At 64.6% G+C, this 22,511-nt stretch carries 9 protein-coding genes and 2 pseudogenes; 8 read left to right on the plus strand and 3 right to left on the minus strand.

All coding sequences use genetic code 11. From position 1 onward, the window contains the following. The first annotated feature begins 459 nt into the window (after positions 1 to 459). The 4 genes and pseudogenes from ISN38_RS03550 (at position 460) to ISN38_RS03565 (ending at position 7,360) form a co-directional block, all read left to right on the plus strand. On the plus strand, positions 460 to 1,371 hold the full coding sequence (locus tag ISN38_RS03550) for an NAD(P)/FAD-dependent oxidoreductase (protein ID WP_241753982.1): 912 nt from the start codon (positions 460 to 462) through the stop codon (positions 1,369 to 1,371). Further along, positions 1,343 to 2,493, plus strand: a protein-coding gene (locus ISN38_RS03555; RefSeq protein WP_199222609.1) for an IS3 family transposase whose coding sequence is annotated in 2 segments (ribosomal slippage) — positions 1,343 to 1,598 and positions 1,598 to 2,493 — 1,152 coding nt in all. Because the reading frame shifts where the segments join, the coding sequence is not laid out codon by codon here. The genes ISN38_RS03550 and ISN38_RS03555 overlap by 29 nt, the downstream gene beginning before the upstream one ends. 25 nt (positions 2,494 to 2,518) lie before the next feature. Continuing rightward, a pseudogene (locus tag ISN38_RS03560) lies at positions 2,519 to 3,688 on the plus strand (alpha/beta hydrolase family protein); the annotation flags it as partial. A 777-nt stretch (positions 3,689 to 4,465) separates the two neighbouring features. Beyond that, positions 4,466 to 7,360 carry a TonB-dependent receptor domain-containing protein gene (locus ISN38_RS03565; protein ID WP_003467503.1) on the plus strand — a complete coding sequence of 965 codons (2,895 nt, stop codon included), beginning with the start codon at positions 4,466 to 4,468 and terminating at the stop codon, positions 7,358 to 7,360. A 275-nt stretch (positions 7,361 to 7,635) separates the two neighbouring features. Here the strand turns inward: ISN38_RS03565 and ISN38_RS20775 are convergent. Continuing rightward, a pseudogene (locus tag ISN38_RS20775) lies at positions 7,636 to 7,810 on the minus strand (FAD-dependent oxidoreductase); the annotation flags it as partial. Positions 7,811 to 8,187: 377 nt separating this feature from the next. On the opposite strand from ISN38_RS20775, the gene ISN38_RS03570 reads away from it, so the two are divergent. Further along, on the plus strand, positions 8,188 to 10,953 hold the full coding sequence (locus ISN38_RS03570; RefSeq protein ID WP_206712066.1) for a TonB-dependent receptor domain-containing protein: 2,766 nt from the start codon (positions 8,188 to 8,190) through the stop codon (positions 10,951 to 10,953). A 103-nt stretch (positions 10,954 to 11,056) separates the two neighbouring features. Here the strand turns inward: ISN38_RS03570 and ISN38_RS03575 are convergent, their stop codons facing one another. Next, positions 11,057 to 12,646 carry a tetratricopeptide repeat-containing sulfotransferase family protein gene (locus ISN38_RS03575; protein WP_003467506.1) on the minus strand — a complete coding sequence of 530 codons (1,590 nt, stop codon included), beginning with the start codon at positions 12,644 to 12,646 and terminating at the stop codon, positions 11,057 to 11,059. 562 nt (positions 12,647 to 13,208) lie between these two features. Here ISN38_RS03575 and ISN38_RS03580 point away from each other — a divergent pair. Beyond that, entirely contained in the window at positions 13,209 to 16,259 is a 3,051-nt protein-coding gene (locus tag ISN38_RS03580; protein ID WP_003467508.1) for a TonB-dependent receptor, read from the plus strand. Between the two features lie 142 nt (positions 16,260 to 16,401). On the opposite strand, the gene ISN38_RS03585 is transcribed toward ISN38_RS03580, so the two are convergent. Further along, a complete protein-coding gene (locus tag ISN38_RS03585; RefSeq protein ID WP_047324746.1) occupies positions 16,402 to 17,994 on the minus strand; it encodes a phytoene desaturase family protein in 1,593 nt (530 codons plus the stop codon). A 175-nt stretch (positions 17,995 to 18,169) separates the two neighbouring features. Between ISN38_RS03585 and ISN38_RS03590 the strand changes: the two genes are divergently transcribed. Both ISN38_RS03590 and ISN38_RS03595 read left to right on the plus strand, forming a co-directional pair. Further along, positions 18,170 to 20,281, plus strand: coding sequence for a M13 family metallopeptidase (locus ISN38_RS03590; protein WP_047324745.1), 2,112 nt, complete (start codon positions 18,170 to 18,172; stop codon positions 20,279 to 20,281). Between the two features lie 207 nt (positions 20,282 to 20,488). Beyond that, on the plus strand, positions 20,489 to 22,498 hold the full coding sequence (locus tag ISN38_RS03595) for a M13 family metallopeptidase (RefSeq protein ID WP_003467519.1): 2,010 nt from the start codon (positions 20,489 to 20,491) through the stop codon (positions 22,496 to 22,498). The last annotated feature ends 13 nt before the right edge of the window (positions 22,499 to 22,511 follow it).

Here is a 22,511-nt window from a genome sequence, read left to right on the forward strand (position 1 = left end):
CCGTGCAACGCACTGGCCAACGCTTCGGGGAAGGCAGGACCCTGCAAGGATGCACGCAGCCCTTTCGGTGGGCGCCACGACTATACAAGGACGCCGCTGACCGCTGGCCACGCAACGTGGCGGCTCCCAAGGCAATGCGCCTGTTCGCGGGCGGCAAAGCGCCATCGAACACATCCTGAGCGGCTTGCTCTGCTGCACGGCCACGATCCGGCCTGCGCTCCCATGATGGATCCGTGACTGCCGCAGCGGCATCACGTACCGGTACCGGCGCCGCGCAACGGCACTTTTTGACAGGCCGCCATGGCGCATAGCGTGCGCGAACACCAAGTCCTGGTATATTCATAAAAAGTTCATTTTGTGCGCCTGCGCAACGGTCCGTACTTCTCATCTCATCGTGGGGGATTTTGCATGACAAGGATTCGCTCGGCGCGGCCTCTGCGTGTCGCCACGGGGGCCGCCATGTTGCTGGCAAGCATCGCGGCCCACGCCATACAGCCCATTCCGATCGAGGATCTGGCGCGCCTGCCAGCGCTGCAGTCGATGACGATGAGCCCGGACGGCAAACACGTCGTGGGGCTCATCCCGTCTCCGCAGAATCCCGACGAAACAGCCCTTGCCACCTGGGATACCTCGTCGCTGTCCAAGGGCCCGACCGTCGTCACGCCATCCGGCGACAAGATGAAGTTCATCTCCGCCTATGCGCTCAAGGCAGACAAGATCCTGACCGTGGCGCGCCAGGAATGGACCGGGCGCCTTGGCGGCTGCGGAGAAGGAAACTCCACCGGTTCGACCCGCACGTTCGTCTCCAAGACCTATTTGACCGGCGACGATCAGAAGGACTTCAAGGAAGCCTTCGCGGACAACGCGCGCAAGATCGGCATCAGCGCCGATACGCAACTGTGCCTGGAACTGAGCGGTACTGCGTCGCTCGTGGACATGCTCCCGCTGGATCCGGACAGGGTGGTCATCCAGCAGCTGAGCGAGGTCAGCCTTTCGTCCAGCTATTACCTCTACAACCTCAAGACCGGGCAGACCGAACTGATCTTCCGCGGCGACTCGCGCGCGGTCCCGTCGCTGTTCGACCATCGCACCGGCAAGGTTCTGGCCAAGCAGCAGCTTGAAGGCGCAGGCAGCGATTTCGAACAGCAGGTCCTGCTGCTCGATCCGAAATCCGGACAGTTCGATGTCCATGCGCCGTTGACCACCAAGATCTCCGCGCGCAACGTGGTGGATGTCGTGGGCATCGACGACGCGACCGGAAAGTACTACGTGCTGACAGTGGACCGGCCAGCCTTTCGTAGACATCCAGTTGCCATAATTGATGGCAATGACCGAGGTGTTTATGGGCAACAGCAAGCAGTACACGGATGAGTTCCGTGCCGAGGCGGAGAGGCAGGTGATCGAGCGTGGCTTCACGGTGGTTGACGTCGCCTCCCGCATAGGGATTCCCAAGCACACGTTGTATGGCTGGGTGCAGGCGGCCAAGAAGACGGTACCGGCCCCTGGAGCCCCGGCCGCGCCGAGCGACTCGGCCGAGATCCGCCGGCTCAAGGCTGAGCTGCGGCGGGTAACCGAGGAGCGCGACATCCTAAAAAAAGCCGCCGCGTACTTTGCCAAGGGGTAAGGGCGAAGTACGCGTTCATGCGCGCGCACGTCCGGGAGTTCCGTCTGGTGGCGATGTGCCGGGTGCTGGACGTGCAACGCAGTGGCTACTACGCCTGGCTGCGCCATGGCGCCAGTGCTCGCGAGCGCGAAGATCAGCGTCTGCTGGGGCTGATCAAGCACCACTGGCTGGCCAGCGGCACGGTGTATGGCTATCGCAAGATCACCCTGGACCTGCGCGAGGCCGGCGAGCGCTGCAGCCGGCACCGCGTCCTGCGGTTGATGAAAGCAGAAGGCCTGCGTGCCCAAGTCGGCTACGGCCGCAAGCCACGTCATCACGGTGGTCCCGTGGGCGTGGTGACCAATGTGCTCAACCGGGAATTCGCGCCACAGGCGCCGAACAAGGTCTGGGTCACGGACATCACCTACATCAGGACCTACGAGGGCTGGCTGTTCCTGGCGACGGTGATGGATCTGTACTCGCGGCAGATCGTCGGCTGGGCGACGGCGTCGACGATGACCAGCGATCTGGTACTGCAGGCGCTGGTGGCGGCAGCTTGGCGGCGCAAGCCGGGCCCAGGTGTGCTGGTGCATTCGGATCAGGGCTGTCAGTTCACCAGCAGCGACTGGCAGTCGTTCCTGAAAGCGCACCGGATGGTGCCGAGCATGAGCCGACGCGGGAACTGCCACGACAACGCCGTGGCCGAGAGCTTCTTCAGCGTCTTGAAGAAGGAGCGGATCAAGCGGCGGATCTACCCGACACGCGCCATGGCAGCATCGGACGTGTTCGACTACATCGAGATGTTCTACAACCCGATCCGCCGGCATGGTTCCGCTGCCGGGCTGTCACCTGTAGAGTTTGAAAGGCGCTACGCGCAGAGCCGCAACTGAGTGTCTACGGAACTCTGGCCAGTCCACAGATCAATTCTCCGACAAGACCCAGGTGCGCCTGTACGACCCAGTACAGCGCAAATACGACCCGGATCCGGTGGTGGCCGATCAGAACTTCTCCATCGCCGGGCTGATCTTCGGCACGCAACCGAGCAACTTCAACAAGGTCGTCGGCTTCACTGTGGACGGCCCCTACCGTCAGTCCGTCTATGTGGACCCGACCCTGAAGTCCATCCAGGACGGTCTGAAAAAAGCCTTCCCGGGGCAGAACATCTCGCTCGGAACGTACACGGACGATTTCTCCAAGGTGTTTTTCACGGTACACAGTGCCGAGCAGCCGCCGAGCTATCACCTGCTCATCGACAAAAAGACCGTCACGCCGTTGGGAAGCTCCAGGCCGTGGATCGGCAAGGGCCGCCTGGCCGTGGAAGAACGCTGGGTCACCTACAGCGCGCGCGACGGGCGCAAGATCCCGGCCATCCTGGACCTTCCCGCCGGCTGGAAACAGGGCGATCCGCCTGGCCCGGCGATCGTCAATCCGCATGGCGGCCCTTGGGCGCGCGACTACATGGGCTGGGACGTGTCCGGCTGGGTGCCGCTCCTGACCTCGCGCGGTTACACGGTCCTGCGGCCGCAATACCGGGGAACCCTGGGTCTCGGACGCGACCTGTGGGTCGCCGGCGACCGCGAATGGGGCCAGAAGATGTCTGACGACAACGACGACGGCGCCGCATGGCTGGTATCGGAAGGCTATGCGTCCAGGGACCGCGTGGCGATCTTCGGCTATTCCTATGGGGGATTCGCTGCGGCCGCGGCCACCGTGCGCAAGCCATCGCCCTACCAGTGCGCCATCGCAGGTGCGCCGGTCATCAACCTGGGCAAGCTCAGCACCTCCTGGAGCGACAACCGCCTGCAACGCATCCTGCAAGGAAAGACCTTGAAAGGCATGGATCCGATGCAAAACACCGCCAACGCCACGATCCCGGTGCTACTGTTCGTCGGCGACAGAGACGTGCGCACTCCCTCCTTCCACGCCAAGGACTTCTACGAGGCGGTGAAGGACGTCGTTCCAGCCAAGTTCGTCATGATTCCCGACCAGCCGCACAGCCTGCCCTGGTATCCACGCCAGCAGCGGCAGACCCTGGATCTGATCGAGGGCTTCCTGAAGAACGATTGCGGCCCTGGCGGCCTTTGATCCGCAGTCGTTCGAGATGTTCCGGGAAACCCCGCCGCAAGCTGGTCGAATGGAAGGTTTGAAGGTTTGAGCAACAGTTTCCGGCGCATGCCACGCACGCGCCGGGAGCGCACCCGCTTCGCACCGGCCCGGCACCAAGACTGACCCAACATAAGCGGCGCCATGCCCCGAACGATCTGGCCGGCCGCCGCACTGCCGCAGCCGACGCGACCGGCACCCAGCGCCTGTCGCACGTGACGCCCCCTCCAGCCTCGCCGGCGGCAACGCGCATCGTACTCGCGCTGCTGCTGGCGCACGGCAAACGACGGGCAAGGCATGTCACGTTCATGGCGCAACGCGGCCAGGCACGCCAGTGACGCTCCATTCCCGTCCCGCGCAGTGGATCGTGATGTCGCAGCCTGCCAGGGCGCTTGCCGAAGCGAACCGATCCCAGCGATCGAACGCCTCGCAAGCGTGGCTAGGCCCGACCGAACCGGCGACCGGATCACGGCTGCAAAGTGCTGCTGCGGCGACGCATCGGCGGCAGCGGACCGCACACCGGGCGCGCCAGTTCGTGGGTGGCAGCCTGGCACCATGGCGAACGGCGACCTGAAGTCATTGAAAAAACAGATTTTTAAACAACTTTCGCAATTCGCCCGTACAGCAGCAATGTCGCGCAGGCATGACGCGAAATTTCTTGTTCAGCGGATGTTGCATGGACGGCGTCTTATCAGTACATTCGCTTAACCAGCTTGTAACAAATGTTTCACTTCTATTGAATTAGGGAGAAAAAAAGCAATGACAAAGTCCACGACCTATGGGCTGCGGCGCCTGCCGCTGGCGATCGCCGTTATCGCCGCTCTGCAAGCCGTACCCGCCTTTGCACAAGACAGTCTGGCCAGCGGCGACGCTCAGTCCGACGAGCAGGCAAAGGCCTCCGCCAAGTCAGAGGTGAACAAGACCAAGAATCTAGACGCCGTTTCGGTGACCGGCTCGCTGCTCAAGCGCCCCGAGTATGAAACCGCTTCGCCGGTCCAGGTGATCTCCATCGACAAGAGCACGGCCGCCGGCAAGTTCGACGTCGCCGACTTCCTGCAGACCTCGGCCGCCGCTGCCAGCTCCACCCAGATCAACAACCAATTCGGCGGGTTCGTCGTCGAAGGCGGCACCGGCGTGCAGACCGTTTCGCTACGTGGCCTCGGCGCCAACCGCACGCTGATCCTGCTTGATGGCCAGCGTCCCGGCCCGGCGGGTACGCGTGGGCAAGTCGGCTCGTTCGACCTGAATGTCATTCCAAAGGTGATCCTGCAGCGCATCGAGATCGTCAAGGACGGCTCCTCGTCCATCTACGGCTCCGATGCGGTCGCCGGCGCGGTCAACCTGATCACCCGCAAGAGCATCGACAAGCCGCTCATGGACTACACCATGAGCGTGCCGCAGCACGGCGGAGGCGAACAGTTCTCGGCCTCGTTCGCTGCCGGCAAGGATTTCAGCAACGGCAGCATCATCGGCGCCGTCCAATGGGACCGCTTGAATGCCCTCACTTACGGCGACCGCGACTTCCTGAGCTGCGCCCAGGACCGGATATGGGGCACGGACGGCAAGCGCATCGACCGCGAGGATCGCTCGATCCTCGCCGGTACCAAGCTGGGCGGGTGTTCGACTGGCAACCTGTACGCCAACACCATCATCAACTATAACAACGCAGGCATCCGCTATGTGCCGTCGCCGGATGGCAGGACCGTGGGACCATTTCCGGGTTACCGGCCGCGCCCGAATCCCTCCAGGAACTACTTGAACTCACCGCAAGCCTACTATGAGGATGTGCAGAACTTCCCGTTCTACGACACCGCGCAAGTCATCAATCAACGCGAGCGCATCAGCCTGTACGGGGCGAGCGACTTCGGGTTCGACAGCTTCAACTGGAAGACGCAGTGGTTGTACAACCGTCGCGAGACCCGCACGCACGGCTACCGGCAGTTCTTCCCCGTCGTCGCCAACGAGACCGATGGGAACCGCTACCAGTCGATCATGCCCTACCGGGACGATCAGAAGATCGATGTCGATTATTTGTACGGCAGCACCAAGTTCGACGGCGCCTTCAAGGGAACCGATAGCTGGAGCTGGGAAATCAACGCCAGTTACTCGCGTTCGGACGGCGACTATCAGCACAACGACATTCAGACGTCCCGAACGGGCGATCTGTCGCTTGTCGATGGCGACGCACCGGTGAACTACTTCGATCCTGGCTTCCTCAGCGGCGAGCGGATGCGCGAGTTGGAAAACGCCATCGGGGTCAACACCAAGGGCAACACCATCTACGACCAGGCCGTCGTCAACGCCGTCGTCACCGGCAACCTGTTCGCACTTCCCGCGGGCGATGTCGGCGCCGCGTTCGGCGTCGAGTATCGGCATACCAAGATCGATGACGAACCCGATGCGCTGACCAAGTCGGGCGACATCTGGGGCTATAGTTCGGCGCAAAAGACCAAAGGCACGGACAATGTCCGCGAAGCCTTCATGGAATTGGACGTCCCGCTGCTCAAGAACAAGCCGGGCATAGAATCGCTTTCGGTCAACCTGTCCGGCCGCGCGTTCAAATACAACTCCGTCGCCGATTCTGACAAGGTGTGGAAGGCTGGCCTGAATTGGCAGATCATCCCGTCCCTGCGCGTGCGCGGCAGCATCGGCACTTCGTATCGCGCGCCGGGCCTGTACGAACTGTATCTGGGCGACCAGACCGGCTACTTTGCGCAGACGCAAATCGATCCTTGCATCCTGTGGGGTGAAAGCACAAACACCTTCATCATGCAGAACTGCGCGGCGGCCGGCATCCCTTCGGACTACGCGGGCGGCGGCGGGTCGGGGACGGCCTACAACCGTGGCGGCAAGGGCGTTCTGAAGCCGGAAACGTCAAAGGCCAAGACGCTTGGCATGGTCTGGACGCCCGCGTTCACGAACCTGAGCGTGGCGATCGATTACTTCGACTACGACATTCGCGGCGAAATCGCGCAGCTCGACGAGCTCAAGATCATCAGCGGCTGCTATGGGTCGGCAGTGTATCCGAACGCGTTCTGCGACCAGTTCACCCGCAACAGTCCGAACGACCCGACCTCGCCGAATACCATCACCACCATCTACAACAAGTACATCAACATCAACCGCGAGCGTACCCGCGGCTACGACTTGCAGATGAACTACGACAACGACTTCTCCTTCGGCAAGCTTTCCCTGGAAGCGCAGGTCACGTACACGATGGAAGACGTGCAACGGCTTTTTGATAGCGCGGCCGAGAGCGGACTCACCAACGACGATCAGGTCGGCTACATCGGACGTCCGAAGACGGTCGGCCTGTTGTTTGCAGACCTGAAGCGTGGCGACTGGACCTTCAGCTACCAGGCCAGCTACGTCAGCACCACTCGCAATCGCGATCTCGACCCGACCTACACGTACGCCGCTTACCAGAACGCAGCGCGCGACATCAAGGCCGGCTGGCAGGTCCTGCACAACGCGTCCGTTACCTATGAACAAGGCGACTGGGGCATCATGGTCGGCGTGCGCAACCTGTTCGACAAGGCGCCGGATCTGATCTCCACCGGTGCCGGGGTGCGCTACGGCAATGCCCCTCTGTACGCCTCGCAGTATGACTGGTACGGGCGCACGGTCTTTGCCCGAGTTCAGTACAAGTTCTAAGCAATCGTTCGTCAGCGATCGAAGGGGCGGCCATTGGTCGCCCGTTTTTCGTGTGGAACGCTCGTGCCGGAAAACCCCCGGCGCAGATCTGGTGCGGCACGCCCTGCCGACCTGCGCAGCATGCCGAGCCGAACGCCGGCCAGCGCGTGCATGTGCCGCCGACAGGTGCCAGCGATCTGCTTTCATGACGTTTCCCCGCTGTGGTGCGCCTGTCCGCGCTTTACTCACGGCACGCGTGCTTTCGGCCAGTCGTCAGCCTGGCTCTTTGGCCGGCTTCACCGCCCCAGCAACTCCATCGCCGCATTGTGCCTGGGCGAGCAGGTCACGCCACCACCCGGATGGATCGCGGAGCCGCACAGGTACAGCCCGGAAATCGCGCCGCGGCAGTTGGCGTGGCTGAGCGCTGAACAACTGGTTGAGGCTCATGCGCCGGTGTTCCAGCCGCTCGCCATCACCTTGGCTCCATCATCGCACCGGATTCGCACACGCCACCTTGCCAGGCGGCGCCCCTTCACGCGAACTCCTTCAAAAGGAAAATACCTGCAGCCGCCGCGGACGCGCCGTGTCGGAAGGCAACTGTTTGCGGATCTCTGTTTGCGGATGCAGACAAATGCATTCAGTGCCCGAAACCGCAGACAGGTCCGCATAACCCGGGAGTGAGTTCCTGTACGTTGCGCCGCTCGCGGATGCGCCCACTTAAGGCATGCGTCGCGGCACGAGATTCATTGGCTCTTCTTCATATTGCTTTCCCGGGAATTCAAAAAAAGATGATGATGACTGCAGGTCAAGCACGTAGCTTCAATCGCAGCCGTCTGAGCGCTGCGCTGATGACCGCCATGGCCGTCCCGGCCGCGTTCAGTGCCTTCGCGCAGGACAGCAGCCAGACCAAGGCAACCGAGCTGGAGAAGGTCACCGTCACCGGTTCGCTGATCCCGCAGAGCGAGATCGAGACCGCCACGCCGATCACCACCATCACCGCCGAGGACATCAAGGCCCGCGGCTTCAACTCGGTGGCCGACGTGCTGCAGAAGAGCTCGTTTGCGACCGGTGGCGTGCAGGGCGGACAGAGTTCCAACACCTTCACCCAGGGCGCCAAGACGGTCAGTCTGTTCGGCCTGCCACCGGGCTACGTGAAGTACCTGATCGACGGCAGGCCGATGTCGAACTACCCGGCGCTGTACGACGGCAGCGACACCTTCAACAACATCAGCGGCATCCCGATCGACCTGGTCGACCGCATCGAGATCCTGCCCGGCGGCCAGTCCTCGCTGTACGGCTCGGACGCGATCGCCGGGGTGATCAACGTCATCCTCAAGAAGAAGATGGACGGCGCTGTGTTCAGCATCCGCGGCGGCGGTTACTCCGAAGGCGGCGGCAGCAACTTCCGCGCCACCTTCGCCGACGGCTGGACCTCCGCCGATGGCCGCACCAGCGTGATCGGCGGCGTGCAGTACGAAGAGAAGGATCCGATCTGGGCCTACCAGCGCGACCTGACCAGGCAATACAACACGCACGGCTATTCGCAGCAGCAGGCCGGCAGCACCTTCGCGGTGTACAACAAGGCCGGCGACTACAAGTTCCTGGATCCGGACAACTGCGGCAATGTCTCCGGCCTGTTCGGCGGCACCAATGGGCGGCAGCAGCGCAACAGCGCGCCCGACCAGCACTATTGCGGATCGAACTACATCCCCGGCTATCGCACGCTGGATGAAAGCCAGAAGTCGCTGCAGGCCTATGTGCACGGCACCTTCGATGCCAACGACAATGTGCAGTTGTATGGCGATGTGCTGTACAGCCATGACCAAGTCCAATACCAACCCGGCGCTGATTTACTGTGGTGGGGCACCAGCCCAGATTTCGGCTATTACTACGATCCAAACCTGAATGAAATGCTCAACCTGTATCGCAACTTCGCGCCGGAGGAAATGGGCATCAACGGCATCAACGGCATCAAGGACACGATGAGCCGCAACAAGAGCGATTCGGCGCGCGTCACCTTCGGCGCGCAGGGCGTGCTCGGCCAATCCAACTGGGACTACGACGCCGGCGCCACCTACACCCAATACAAGCTGCAAGAACGCAACTACGTCCGTTTCAAGGGCCCGATCGACCAGTTCTTCACCGAAAAGGTGCTGGGACCGCAGCGCGGCCTGGATCCGTTCGACAACGCCTACCCGGCCTACACCCCCGATTACGCGGCGTTCTATCGGCCGATCACGCAACAGGAATTCGCCAGCTTCACCGGCCATGCCACCAACAAGAGCATGACCTCCGACGGCATGCTGCGTCTGCAGCTGACAAACGTCAAGCTGTTCGCCCTGCCCGGCGGTGCTGCCGGACTGGCATTGGTCGGCGAATACGGCAAGCAGAAGTGGAACTACGATCCGGCGCCGGAAATCCTCAACGGCGAGGTATGGGGCCTGACCTCGGTGAGCGGCGGTGGCAAGCGCGACCGCTATGCGCTGACCTCGGAACTGCGCATGCCGGTGTTCGACCCGCTGACCATCACCCTGGCCGGCCGCTACGATGCGTTCGAGGCCAGCGGCCGCACCATCGACAAGCCGACCTACAGCGTTGCTCTGGAGTATCGTCCGTTCGAGTCGCTGCTGCTGCGCGGCAAATACGGCACCGCATTCCGTGCGCCAACCCTGTCCGACCAATACCAGGGCATCAGCGGCTACTACAGCTCGGTGACCGACTACTACCAGTGCGCCCAACTCGGCTATCTACCCGGCAACACCGACAACTGCCCGAGCGCCTCCTTGCACCGCCAGTTCCAGGGTAGCCAGTCCGGCAACCTCGGCCTGAAGCCGATCAACGCCGATGTGTGGAGCGCCGGTTTCGTATGGTCGCCGGTAGAGCGCATGGCGCTGACCATCGATTACTTCAACTGGAGTATCAACAACGAAGTCAACGAGCAGAGTGCCGATGCACTGAGCCTGCAGGACTACCGCTGCCGCGCCGGCATCGACGACATCAACTCGGCGCTGTGCGTGGCGGCCGCATCCCAGGTCACGCGCAATGACGCCGGCCAGATCAGCGGCATCTATACGCCGAAGGTCAACATCGCCAACGAAAAGCTGGAAGCGGTGACCGCCTCGTTCCGCTATGGGTACGATCTCGGCCGTTGGGGCGATCTCAGCACACTGCTCAGCTACGCCGAAAACCTGCGGCACAAGTACACGCGCTATGCCGGGGATGCGCCGGAGGATCTGCTCAACGATCCCAATTGGAGCACGGACCCCAAGCGCAAGGCCGATGCCTCGCTGACCTGGAAGATCGGCGACTTCGCGGCCACCTGGTACGCCAGTTGGTTCGACAAGACCCCGAACTACGCGGCCTCGGTCAACGAAGAGCGGTATGCCGCGCCGCGCGCGGGCAGGCTGCCGTCGCACATCACCCACAACGCCAGCGTCACCTACACCGCGTTCGAGGGCATGGAACTGTCGCTGATGGTCAACAACGTGTTCAACAAGATGCCGCCACTCGACGCCTCGTACAGCGGCGGAACGAGCTGGGCTTACAACGAGTTGAACTTCGACGCGTTCGGCCGCGCGTACTACCTGGAAATGCGCTACAGCTTCGGCAAGTAGCCGGCTTCGCCGGCAAGCCGCGCCAAGGCCGCGCCCGCAATGGCGCGGCCTTGCCGTTTGATGCGTTCGCCGCACTCGTGCTCGGCGCGGCGACCGCGCCGTTTCAACGGCGGTCGCGCTCGCGCATCGCGCACGAGTGCGTCTGCAGCAACCGCTTCAGTTCGGCGAGATCCTCGCCGTAGCGCTGCCAACGCCCCATGTAGGCGCGCGTCATCGAGGTGCGTACCTGCACCACGCTGGCGGTGGCCACCGGCGCCTGATTGTGCTCGAAACGCAGGCAGGCCTCGTCCCACGGCAAGCCGCAGAACTCCAGCAGACGGCGCGTGGTCGGCTCCTGCTCCAGCACCAGGTCTTCGTAGTCGATTTCCAGCAGACGCTGCGGGAACAAGCCGCGCCAATGCGCCAGCAAACGCTCGAACATCAGGTAGTAGCGGCCCACGTCCATCAGGTCGAAGGAATAGTCGTAGTACGGCGAGGACAACGCGAACAGCTGGCGGAAGTTGCTCAGGCAGGTGTCCATCGGATCGCGCCGCAGGCACACGATGCGCGCGCTCGGCAACGCGCGCGCGATGTGCCCCACGTACAAGAAGTTGTGCGGCAGCTTGTCCACGAAGCGCGGCTTGCTGGCGGTGCCGGGGCGGGTGGATTCGACGTAGGCGCGGCCGAGTTCGCGCCAATCCAGGCCCTGCAGCCGGGTCAGCGTGGCCACGTCCAGGATCGCCAACGATGGCGTGCGCACCAGGCGCTTGAGCAGCGCCGGGAAATTCTGCAGCTCGCCGGCCGAGTGCACCTGCGGATGGCTGGACAGGATCCGGTCCACCAGGGTGGTGCCGCTGCGCGGCATGCCGATCACGAAGATCGGCTCCTGGCTGTCGAAGCCGGATGTCGGCGCAGCGTCGGCACGGAACGCCTGCTGCAATGCCTCGAACAGCGCGGCATCGCGGTCGGACGTGTAGCCGCGCGCGCGCTTCTGCACAGCCTTGCCCTGCGCGTAGCCACGGAACGCGGCATGGTAGTCGCCGAGATCCTCATGCTCCTTGGCCAGTGCCAGATTGAGATACAGCACCGCTTCCGGCGCGTCGCCGGCCGAAGCCAGCGCCTGCTCCAGCGAGGCCAGGTTGTTCTCCTGCACGCTCCATGTGCGCAGCTGCGACAGCGACAGGTAGACCTTCCAGTAGCGCGGCTCCAGGGCCAGGCACGCCCGGTATTCCTGCTCGGCTTCCTGCACGCGCCCGGAGAACAGCAGCGAGGTGCCGAGGTTGTAGCGGAAGCTGGCCTGCTGCGGCGCCAGTTGCACCGCCTGGGTGAACGCCTCCAGTGCCGCGACGTGTTCGTTGACCTGGGTGTAGACCACGCCCAGCGTGTCCAGCGTATGCGCATCGCTCGGCCGCAATGCCATCGCCTGGTCGGCGAAGCGATGCGCCTCCTGCATGAACCGCCCCATCGCCAGCACCTTGGCCAGCTGCGTTGCATAGTCCGCACGTTGCGGATTCAACGTCGTCGCCTGATACAGATGCGCCGCGGCAGGCTGCATCTGTTTCAACTCCAGCGCTGCCACGCCGGCCACGAAATGCACGCCGGCGTGTTGCGGCAACGACCGCAGCAACTGCTGCGCGAGCCGCTGCGCCTGGCTCCAATCGCGCTGGTTGAGCGCGGCGATGGCCTGGTTGTAGAGCTGAACCTGTTCGGTCATGGAAGTGTCTGATGGCGGAGGACGCCGCTGCCGGCGCGAGGACGCCACGGCTCGAGCGCGCGGCCAGCCATTATGCCCGGCGATCGGAACGCTGCTCTTGGGATGCAGGCCCTGCGCCATGTCGCATCGTGTGCGCACAACGACGCGGTGCGACAGCGGGAGCGGAGCCGCCTTGACCAGCGAATGCAACGCCAGCGCGGAACGGCACAGGACATCGCGCTCAGCGGCGCCCATCGCCCAGCAACGCCATCGCCGCATTATGCCCCGGCGCGCCGGTCACGCCGCCGCCCGGATGGGTGCCGCAGCCGCACAGGTACAGGCCGGGAATCGCGCCGCCGTAGTTGGCCTGGCCTTATCTACGTGGCGACAGGCACTGGCGGTTTGCGCATTTCTGTGAAGCGAAATCAAGTCCAGCCGCCTAATTTGTACAAATTACCGCGCTTTCGATGCGGATGACGGCAGATCTACTCCAACCCTATTGCACCCGCTAGCAGACCATTATTACGTTTGGGTTAAGGCCACTCATGGACGGACTGCCACCCCACTTCGTCGAAGGTAAGCAATGAGCAACCGCCCCGATCGAAACGCATTCAAGCGCACCGCGCTGGCCATGATCCTCACCGCCTCGCTGGCCCAAGGCGCTGTCCACGCGCAAAGCACCACCGGCAGCATCTTCGGCTCCGCGCCGGCGCCCGGCACCAGCATCCTCATTCAAAGCGACACCGGCTTCAGCCGTACCGTGCCGATCGACAGCAACGGTCGCTATACCCTCGGCTCGCTGCCGATCGGCAATTACACCGTGATCCTGCGCCGTGGCGAGGAAACGATCGACACACGCAAGAACATTCAGCTGCACGTCGGCTCCGCCACGGAAGTGTCGTTTGCGACAGCCAACGCCACCACGCTGGAAGCGCTGACCGTCACGGCGGCCAGCGTGCCGAAAATCGATGTCACCGGCACCTCTTCACGCTCGGTCATCACCTCAGAGCAGTTGGAAACACTGCCGCTGGGCCGCAGTGCCGAGGCGATCGCACTGCTCGCGCCGGGCACGGTTGCCGGTAGCGGCGCGTTCACCAATGGCTCGCGCTCGGTCGTTTCCTTCGGCGGCTCCGGCGTGACCGAAAACGCCTACTACATCAACGGTTTCAACGTCAGCAATCCGCTCAGCAACCTCGGCGGCGTGAGCCTGCCCTACGGTGCGATCGACCAGCAGGAAACCTACACCGGCGGCTACAGCGCCAAGTACGGGCGCTCCACCGGCGGCGTGATCAACCAGGTCGGCAAGCGCGGCACCAACGAGTGGCACTTCGGCTTCCAGACCACCTGGGCGCCGGACTCGCTGGCCAGCTCACCGCGCGACATCTGGTATCCGAGCGCCAGCTTGAGGGAAGACTACGGTTACGAGAATCCCGACCTGGCCGGCACGCTCTACCGCAAGCGCAAGGGCGATACGGAGACCAACACCACCTACAGCGCTTATGCGGGCGGCCCGCTGATCGAGGATAAGCTATTCGTCTTCGTCGCTGGCGAATCCAACAAGACCGATGGGGTCTCGACCAACGACAGCACCACCAGCGTCAAGAACAGCGACGGCAGCACGACAAGCCTGCGCAACCATTACAACAACAGCGCACCCAATTTCTACGGCAAGATTGACTGGAACATCAACGACAGCAACATCCTGGAATACACCCGCATCCAGAACACCGACCGCCGTGCTGGCTACAACACGTCCTTCGACTACGACACGCTGAGCGGGGGCGGTCGCATCAACCTGTATCCGGACAGCTACAAGCTCACCGACACCTACGACATCTTCAAGTACACCGGCTACCTGACCGATGGCCTGACCCTGAACGCGACTTGGGCTCGCAGCCGCGAGAGGGACTACCGGACCAACCCGGCGCCCTCGGATCTGCCCTACATCAGCAGTTCCAGCAACCAGGATCCATCGATCACCGGCGCTACCCCCATCACCAACAACCAGTCCTCGACCACGGTGAAGAACGCCAATGCGCAGAACAAGACGCGCGGCCTGCGCGCGGAACTGGAGTACCACATCGGCAACCACGACCTGACCGCAGGCGTGGACAACATGTACTTCAACGCCTACAACGAAGGCGTCGATACCAGCGGCCCGGGCTATCTCTGGATCTACAGCAAGGCCTCCAAACCGAACGCGGCCATCGACCCCAACCTCGGGGTCGGCGCGGCAGGCGGCAACGGCTATTACGTGCAGAAGTACATCTTCAACACCGCCACCAGCATGGCAGTGAAGCAGAAGGCCTATTATCTGGAAGACCGCTGGCAGGTGAACGACAAGTGGCTGCTGAGCCTGGGCGTGCGCAACGACAAGTTCACCAACTTCAACAGCAGCCATGTGCCTTACGTGGACAGCGGCGACCAGTGGGCACCACGCATCGGCGTGAGCTGGGACGTTTTCGGCGATTCCTCGTTCAAGCTATTCGCCAACCTCGGCCGCTACTATCTTGCGCTGCCCAACAGCGTCGCCATCCGCGGCGCCTCGGCCTCGACCTATACCCGCGAGTACTTCACCTACACCGGTATCGATGCGAACGGCGAGCCCACCGGCCTGGCCGCGCTGGGCCCCGGCCCGGTGTCCAGCAATGGCGAATACGGCGAAACGCCGGATCCGAACTCGTTCACGCCCAGCGATCTGAAGTCGCAGTACCAGGACGAGCTGATCATAGGCTTCGAGAAGACCATCGGCGACAAGTGGAATTCGGGCGCAAAGGTCACCTATCGAAAGCTGCAATCGGCGATCGACGATGTCTGCGGCAGCGACGAGATGTCGAGCAAGCTCACCTCGCTCGGCATCGATCCGGATTCGGTCACGATTCCAGGCTGCGTGCTGTTCAACCCCGGCGAAACCAACACCTTCAAGCTCGCCAACGTGGACGGCTCCGGCTACACCACGCTGAAGATGTCGCGCTCGGACTGGGGCTTCACCGATTCGGCCAAGCGCAATTACGCCGCCGTCGACCTGTTTCTGGAGCATCCGTTCGATCAGAAGTGGTACGGCCGCGTCGACTACACCTGGTCGCGCAGCTTCGGCAACACCGAAGGCCAGGTGAAGTCGGATATCGGCCAGACCGACGTCTCCAAGACCCAGGATTGGGATGCCGCATCGCTGATGGAATACGCGGGCGGTTATCTGGCAAACGACCGTCGCCATCAACTCAAGGCCTTCGGCGCTTATCAGTTCACGCCGGAGTGGATGCTGTCGGCCACCGTGAAGGTCGCCTCTGGCATGCCGAAGTCCTGCCTAGGCTACTACGGCACCAACGAAGGTAATCCGATCAGCTATGGCTCGGCCTACCACTACTGTGCTGGCAGCCCGTCCAGTCCGGGCCAGGCGGGCCGCCTGCCCTGGACCAAGCTGGTCGACCTGGGCGTGACCTATCGCCCGGCCTTCGCCGACCACAAGCTGGCATTCGGGCTGCAAGCGTTCAACGTCTTCAACGAACGAAAGCCGGTGCAGATCGATGCGACCTACGAAACCGGTCGTTATACCGTGTCCAATACCTACGGCATCGGCACCTACTACACCCAGCCGCGCTACGTCCGCCTGTCGGCGTCCTACGACTTCTGACTGTCTGGCGGCGGAACGTCCAGCCAAGACGTTTCGCCGCAACGCAACGCTTATCTCTCTCCTGCCCCGGCTCCGCCGGGGTTTTTTTTATAAGCCGCGCCGGCGTGCGACAACTGTAGACGGCCCACAGCCCCGACAAGGCTCAACGCCCCAGCAACGCCATCGCCGCATTGTGCCCCGGCGCGCCGGTCACGCCGCCGCCCGGATGGGTGCCGGAGCCGCACAGGTACAGGCCGGGAATCGCGCCGCGGTAGTTGGCCTGGCCGAGCATCGGGCGGGCGCTGAACAACTGGTTGAGGCTCAGCGCACCGTGGAAGATATCGCCGCCGATCAGGCCGAAGGTACGCTCCAGGTCCAGCGGGGTCAGCGCCTGCCGGCCCAGCACCGAGTCCGCGAAGCCCGGCGCGTAGCGTTCGACGGTGGCGATCATCAGTTCGGCGACCTCGTCGCGGTGCGCGTCCCAGCTGCGCCCATCCGGCAACTGCGGCGCCACGTGCTGGCAGAACAGGCTGGCCACATGCTGGCCGGGCGGCGCCAGCGTATCGTCCAGCGTGCTGGGGATCAGCAGTTCGACGATGGGGTCGCGCGACCAGCCGTGGTCGCGCGCATCGCGGTAGGCGCAGTCCATGTAGTCCAGGCTCGGTGCCAGGATGATGCCGGCGGTGAGATGGTCGCCCTGCCCCGGCAGCGCGCGGAAATCCGGCAGCCGCGACAGCGCCACGTTCATCCGGAACGTGCCCGAGCCGCAGCGCCACTGCGCCATGCGCTCGCGGGTGGCCGCCGGCACATGCGCCGGGTCGAGCAGGCGTTCGTACAGCAGCTTGGGATTGACGTTGGCGACGACGCGGCGCGCGTAGAACCGCTCACCGTGTTCGGTGACCACGCCGACTGCGCGCCCGTCCTCGACCAGGATCTCGCGCACGCCGGCGTCGGTGCGGATCTGCGCGCCGACGGCGGTCGCCGCCTTGGCCATCGCCTGAGTGATGCCGCCCATGCCGCCGAGCGCGTGGCCCCAGGCGCCCTTGACCCCGTTGCTCTCGCCGAACACGTGGTGCAGCAGCACGTAGGCCGAGCCCGGCGTGTACGGGCTGGCATAGTTGCCGACGATGCCGTCGAAGCCGAACAATGCCTTGACCGGGTCGCTCTCGAACCAACGCTCCAGGTACTCGGCGGCAGAGATGCTGAACAGGTCCAGCAGTTCCTGGCGCAGGCCGGGACCCAGCGCATGCAGGCGGCGGCCGAGGCGGCCGGCACGCAGCAGTTCCGGCAGCGCCTGCCGCCAGCCGCCGTCGGTGACGTTCGGCGGCGGCTGCAACGCCAGCGCGCGCAGCACGTCGGTGATGCGCTCCAGCCGCGCCTCGTAGGCCGGCAGGCGTTCGGCGTCGCGCGTGGAGAACTTCGCCACCTGCGCCTGGGTGATGCCGGCGCCGGCCAGCAAGTAACGGTCGTCGGGCAGCGGCACGAAGTTGTTGCAGCGGCGCGGCACGATGCGCAGCCCGTGCGCAGCCAGGTCCAGATCGGCGATCACCTTCGGCTGCAGCAGCGACACCGTGTAGGACGCCACCGAATTGCGGAAGCCCGGGTGGAATTCGTCGGTGACCGCGGCGCCGCCTACCACGCCGCGCCGCTCCAGCACCGTGACCTTCCAGCCGGCGCGCGCCAGGTAGGCGGCGCAGACCAGACCGTTGTGGCCGGCGCCGACGATCAGGGCATCGCAGGACGGTTCGCGCTTCATCCCGGGGATGATACCGGCCCGCTGGCCTCACGCCCGCTGAGCGCGAGCACCCGGCCCATGACCTTCGACACCCCTGAAACCGCTGGCAGCGGCGTACAGTCTCGCCACGGCCCCTCGGGCCATTCCGTTATCCACGCTGGCTTGGAGCTTCCTTGTGACCTTTCGCAATCCCCAGATGCTGCTGTTGACCCTGGCCGTGAGCGCCGCCCTGAGCGGCTGCAACAAGCCCGACGCGGCAGCGCCTGCCGCCGACGCCGCCAAGACCGAGGCGGCCGCCGCGCCGGCGCCTGCCGCAACGCCGGCCGAGCTGAAGCTCGACGCCAGCAAGCTGCCGCCCTACAGCGCCTTCGCCGCCAGCGACCTGGATGCGAGCAAGGACGCCTGCAGCGACTTCGCCGGCTACGTCAACAGCAAGTGGCTGGCCGCCAACGAAATCCCCAAGGACCGCAGCAGTTGGGGCGCGTTCTCGATCCTGGACGAGCGCTCGGTCGCCGTGCAGCACCAGCTGGCCGAGCAGGCCGCTGCCGCCAATGGGCAGGGCGTGGAGAAGATCGTCGGCGATTTCTGGGCCTCGGGCATGGACGAAGCCAAGGTCAACGCGCAGGGCATCGCGCCGCTGAAGGCCGACCTGGCCGCGATCGACGGCCTCAAGGACGGCCCGGCGGTAGCCGAGTACCTGCGCCAGAGCGCGGCCAAGGGCGAGAACGGCCTGTTCGGCTTCGGCGCCCAAGCCGATTTCAAGCATTCATCGATGAACATGGCCTACGCGATGCAGGGCGGCCTGGGCCTGCCGGACCGCGGCTACTATTTCGACGCCGACAAGAAGGACAAGCTCAACGCCTACCAGGCGCACGTGGCCAAGGTGCTGGAGCTGTCCGGGGTGCCGGCCGCCGATGCGGCCAAGCAGGCCAAGGACGTGGTGGCACTGGAAACGCGCCTGGCCAAGGTCTCCAAGTCCAGCGAACAGATGTCGCGCGACGCCGAGCTGGCCTACAACCCGATCACCCCCGCCGACGCCGACAAGCTGACCCCGAACTTCCCGTGGACCAAGTTCTTCGAGTCGCAGGGCGTGGCGGTGCCGGAGACGTTCTCGCTGGCGATCCCGGCGTTCCACCAGGAAGTGAGCAAGGCGCTGGGCGACACCGATCCGTCGGTGTGGCGCGCCTACCTACGCTTCCACACCGTCGATAGCGCCTCGCCGTATCTGAGCGACGCGTTCGCGCAGGAGAGTTTCGCGTTCTACGGCAAGGAGCTCAACGGCCAGGCCGAGATGAAGCCGCGCTGGAAGCGCGTGCTCGGCAGCATCGAGGACGGCGCCGGCGAGGCGATGGGCCAGATGTACGTCAAGGTCGCCTTCTCGGCCGACGCCAAGGCCAAGATGCAGCAACTGGTGGACAACCTGCGCCAGGCGCTGAAGGCGCGCATCGAGCACGTCACCTGGATGAGCCCGGAGACCAAGGCCAAGGCGATCGCCAAGTGGGAGACCTTCACCCCGAAGATCGGCTACCCCGACAAGTGGCGCGACTACAGCAACCTGAGCACGCAGCGCGACAGCTACCTGGACAACGTGCGCGCTGCCACCGCGTTCAACTACAAGTACAACCTGAGCAAGATCGGCAAGCCGGTGGACAAGACCGAATGGGACATGACCCCGCAGACGGTCAACGCCTACTACAACCCGCAGCAGAACGAGATCGTGTTCCCGGCCGCGATCCTGCAGCCGCCGTTCTACGATCCCACTGCCGACGACGCGTTCAACTACGGCGGCATCGGCGCGGTGATCGGCCATGAGATGACCCACGGCTACGACGACCAGGGCAGCCGTTTCGGACCCGACGGCAACTTCATCAAGGATCCGGGTTGGTGGACGCCGAAGGACCTGGCCGCGTTCAAGGGGCTGACTGGCAAGCTGGTCAAGCAGTTCGACGAGTACAAGGTGGACGGCAAGCCGGTCAACGGCAAGCTGACCCTGGGCGAGAACATCGCCGACCTGGGCGGCCTGTCCACCGCCTACGACGCGCTGCAGAAGGCCACCGCGGGCAAGGACGATCCGAAGGTCGGCGGCATGACCCGCGACCAGAACTTCTTCCTCAACTGGGCCACCGTGTGGCGCACCAAGTACACCCCGCAGAACGCGATGGTGCGCCTGGCTACCGATCCGCACGCCCCGGCGCAGTTCCGCGCGATGGGTGCGCCGTCGAACCTGCCGGCCTTCGCCGCCGCGTTCCAGTGCAAGGCGGGTTCGCCGATGGTGCGCGCCGGCGACAGGCAGGTCGTGATCTGGTAAGCGCAGCTGCTCCGCTACAACGCGAAAAGGCCCGGCATGTCCGGGCCTTTTCTTTGCGCGCTGCTTGTTCACCGACTGCGCGCGTCCAGCACGCGACCGCGCATCCTTCTGAACCGGTTAGGGGAAGTCACGCCACCCCATGACCACAGCTGCGGGCCGCACCTTGTTAAACTCCGCCGACTTTAATCCTGACCGGATTCGCTCCCGATGCTCACTGCCCGTCCGCTTGCCCTCGCTGTCGCCCTCGGCCTGATCGCCCTGGCGTCCACCGCCGATGCCGCGCCCAAGAAGAAGCGCGCCGCCGCCAAGGCGCCCGTCGTCAGCGCCGCCTGCACCGATTTCTACGACGACGCCAATGCCGATTGGCTGAAGAGCAACCCGCTGCCGCAGACCGGCGCCGTCACCGCCCTGGGCCAGTTGTCCGCGCGCGCGCAGCAACAGCAACGCGACCTGCTCGATGCGTCGATGCAGTCGCCGCAGAACGACGTGCAGAAAGCGCTGGGCGATTTCTGGGCCAGCGGCCTGGACGAAGCGGCGGTGGAGAAGGACGGGTCCAACCCGATCGCGCCGCTGCTCAGCCGCATCGACGCGATCAAGAAGGCCAAGGAGGTGCCGGCCTCGATCGCCGCGCTGCACCAGATCGGCATCCCGGTGGCGTTCAACTTCGGCGCCGACGTCGACCTGAAGGCGCTGGACCGCCACATCGGCTACTTCATGCAGGGCGGCATGGGCCTGCCCGACCCGGCCTTCTACACCCGCACCGACGCCGACACCGTCGCGCTGATGGGCCGCTACCGCGCCTACGTCAAGCAGATCCTGACCCTGACCGGCACCCCGGCGGCCAAGCTCGAGGCCGACACCCAGTCGGTGCTGCAGATCGAGACCGCGCTGGCGCGCAGCGCCAAGTCGCTGGCCGGCATCAACAACCCGTTCAACAACTACGCACCGATCTCCACCAAGGAGTTGAACAAGCAGTACCGCAACCTGCAGCTGGACGCGTTCCTGAAGGCGCAGGGCGTCAACGACGACCTGGTGTCGATGGCCGATCCGGACATGTTCAAGCAGCTCGACGGCATGATCGTCAGCATCAAGCCCGAGCAATGGAAGGCCTACCTGCGCTGGCGCGTCGGCGACGCGATGGCGCCGTACCTGTCCAAGAGCTTCCGCGACGCCAGCTTCGAGTTCCGCGGCCGCGTGCTGGAAGGCCAGACCCTGCCGCCGCAGCGCTGGTCGCAGGTGCTGGACGCGATCAACGTCGCCGCCGGCCCGATGCTGGGCCGCGAGTACGTCGGCCGCTATCTCAACGCCGACACCCGCCGCCAGGCCGAACGCATCGCCGACCAGGTGCGTGACACCGAAATCGCCGCGCTCAAGCGCAACACCTGGCTGAGCGAGTCGGCGCGCGCCGAAGCGCAGGCCAAGCTGGCCGCGCTGAAGATCGAGATCGGCGCGCCGCGCCGCGACCTGGACTACAGCGTGCAGCCGATGGGCCGCGGCAGCTTCGGCGGCAACATGCTGATCGCCTCCACCTGGCGCCACCGCGAGGAAATGAAGCGCATCGGCAAGGGCAACGCCGACCGCCGCTGGGACGTGCTGCCGCAGCAGCCGGCGCTGACCTACGACCTCGCCCAGAACCGCCTGATCGTCACCGCCGCGGTGCTGCAGCCGCCGGTGTTCGTCGCCGGCGGCGATGCCGCCGCGCTGTACGGCGGCTACGGCGCGCTGGTCGCGCACGAACTGATCGGCGCGATCGACAGCAAGGGCAGCCAGGTCGACGCCAAGGGCGAACTGCGCAACTGGTGGACCGCGGAAGACAAGAGCGCGTGGAACGCATTGAGCGCGCGCGCCGCCGCGCAGTACGGCGCCTACGACTTCCCCGGCGTGAAGGGCGCCAAGGTCAACGGCCAGTTGACCCAGGAACAGGACCTGACCGACATCGGCAGCGTCGAACTGGCCTGGCAGGCGTATGCCGCCGCCCAGCCCGCCGCCGGCGACGCCGGCAAGCAGGCGTTCTACAAGGCCTGGGCCGGCCTGTGGGCGCAGCAGCTGTCGCCGAACGAAGCGGTGCAGCGCGTCACCGCCGACGTGCACGCGCCCGGCCGCTGGCGCGCCAACGGCCCGCTGGCCAACCTGCCCTCCTTCGCCGCCACCTTCACCTGCAAGGCCGGCCAGCCGATGGTGCGCAGCGACGCCGAGCAGATCCGCGTCTGGCCGTAATCGCAGTTCGGTA

This window comes from Xanthomonas translucens pv. undulosa (genome assembly GCF_017301775.1).
In the GTDB taxonomy this organism is placed as follows: domain Bacteria; phylum Pseudomonadota; class Gammaproteobacteria; order Xanthomonadales; family Xanthomonadaceae; genus Xanthomonas_A; species Xanthomonas_A translucens.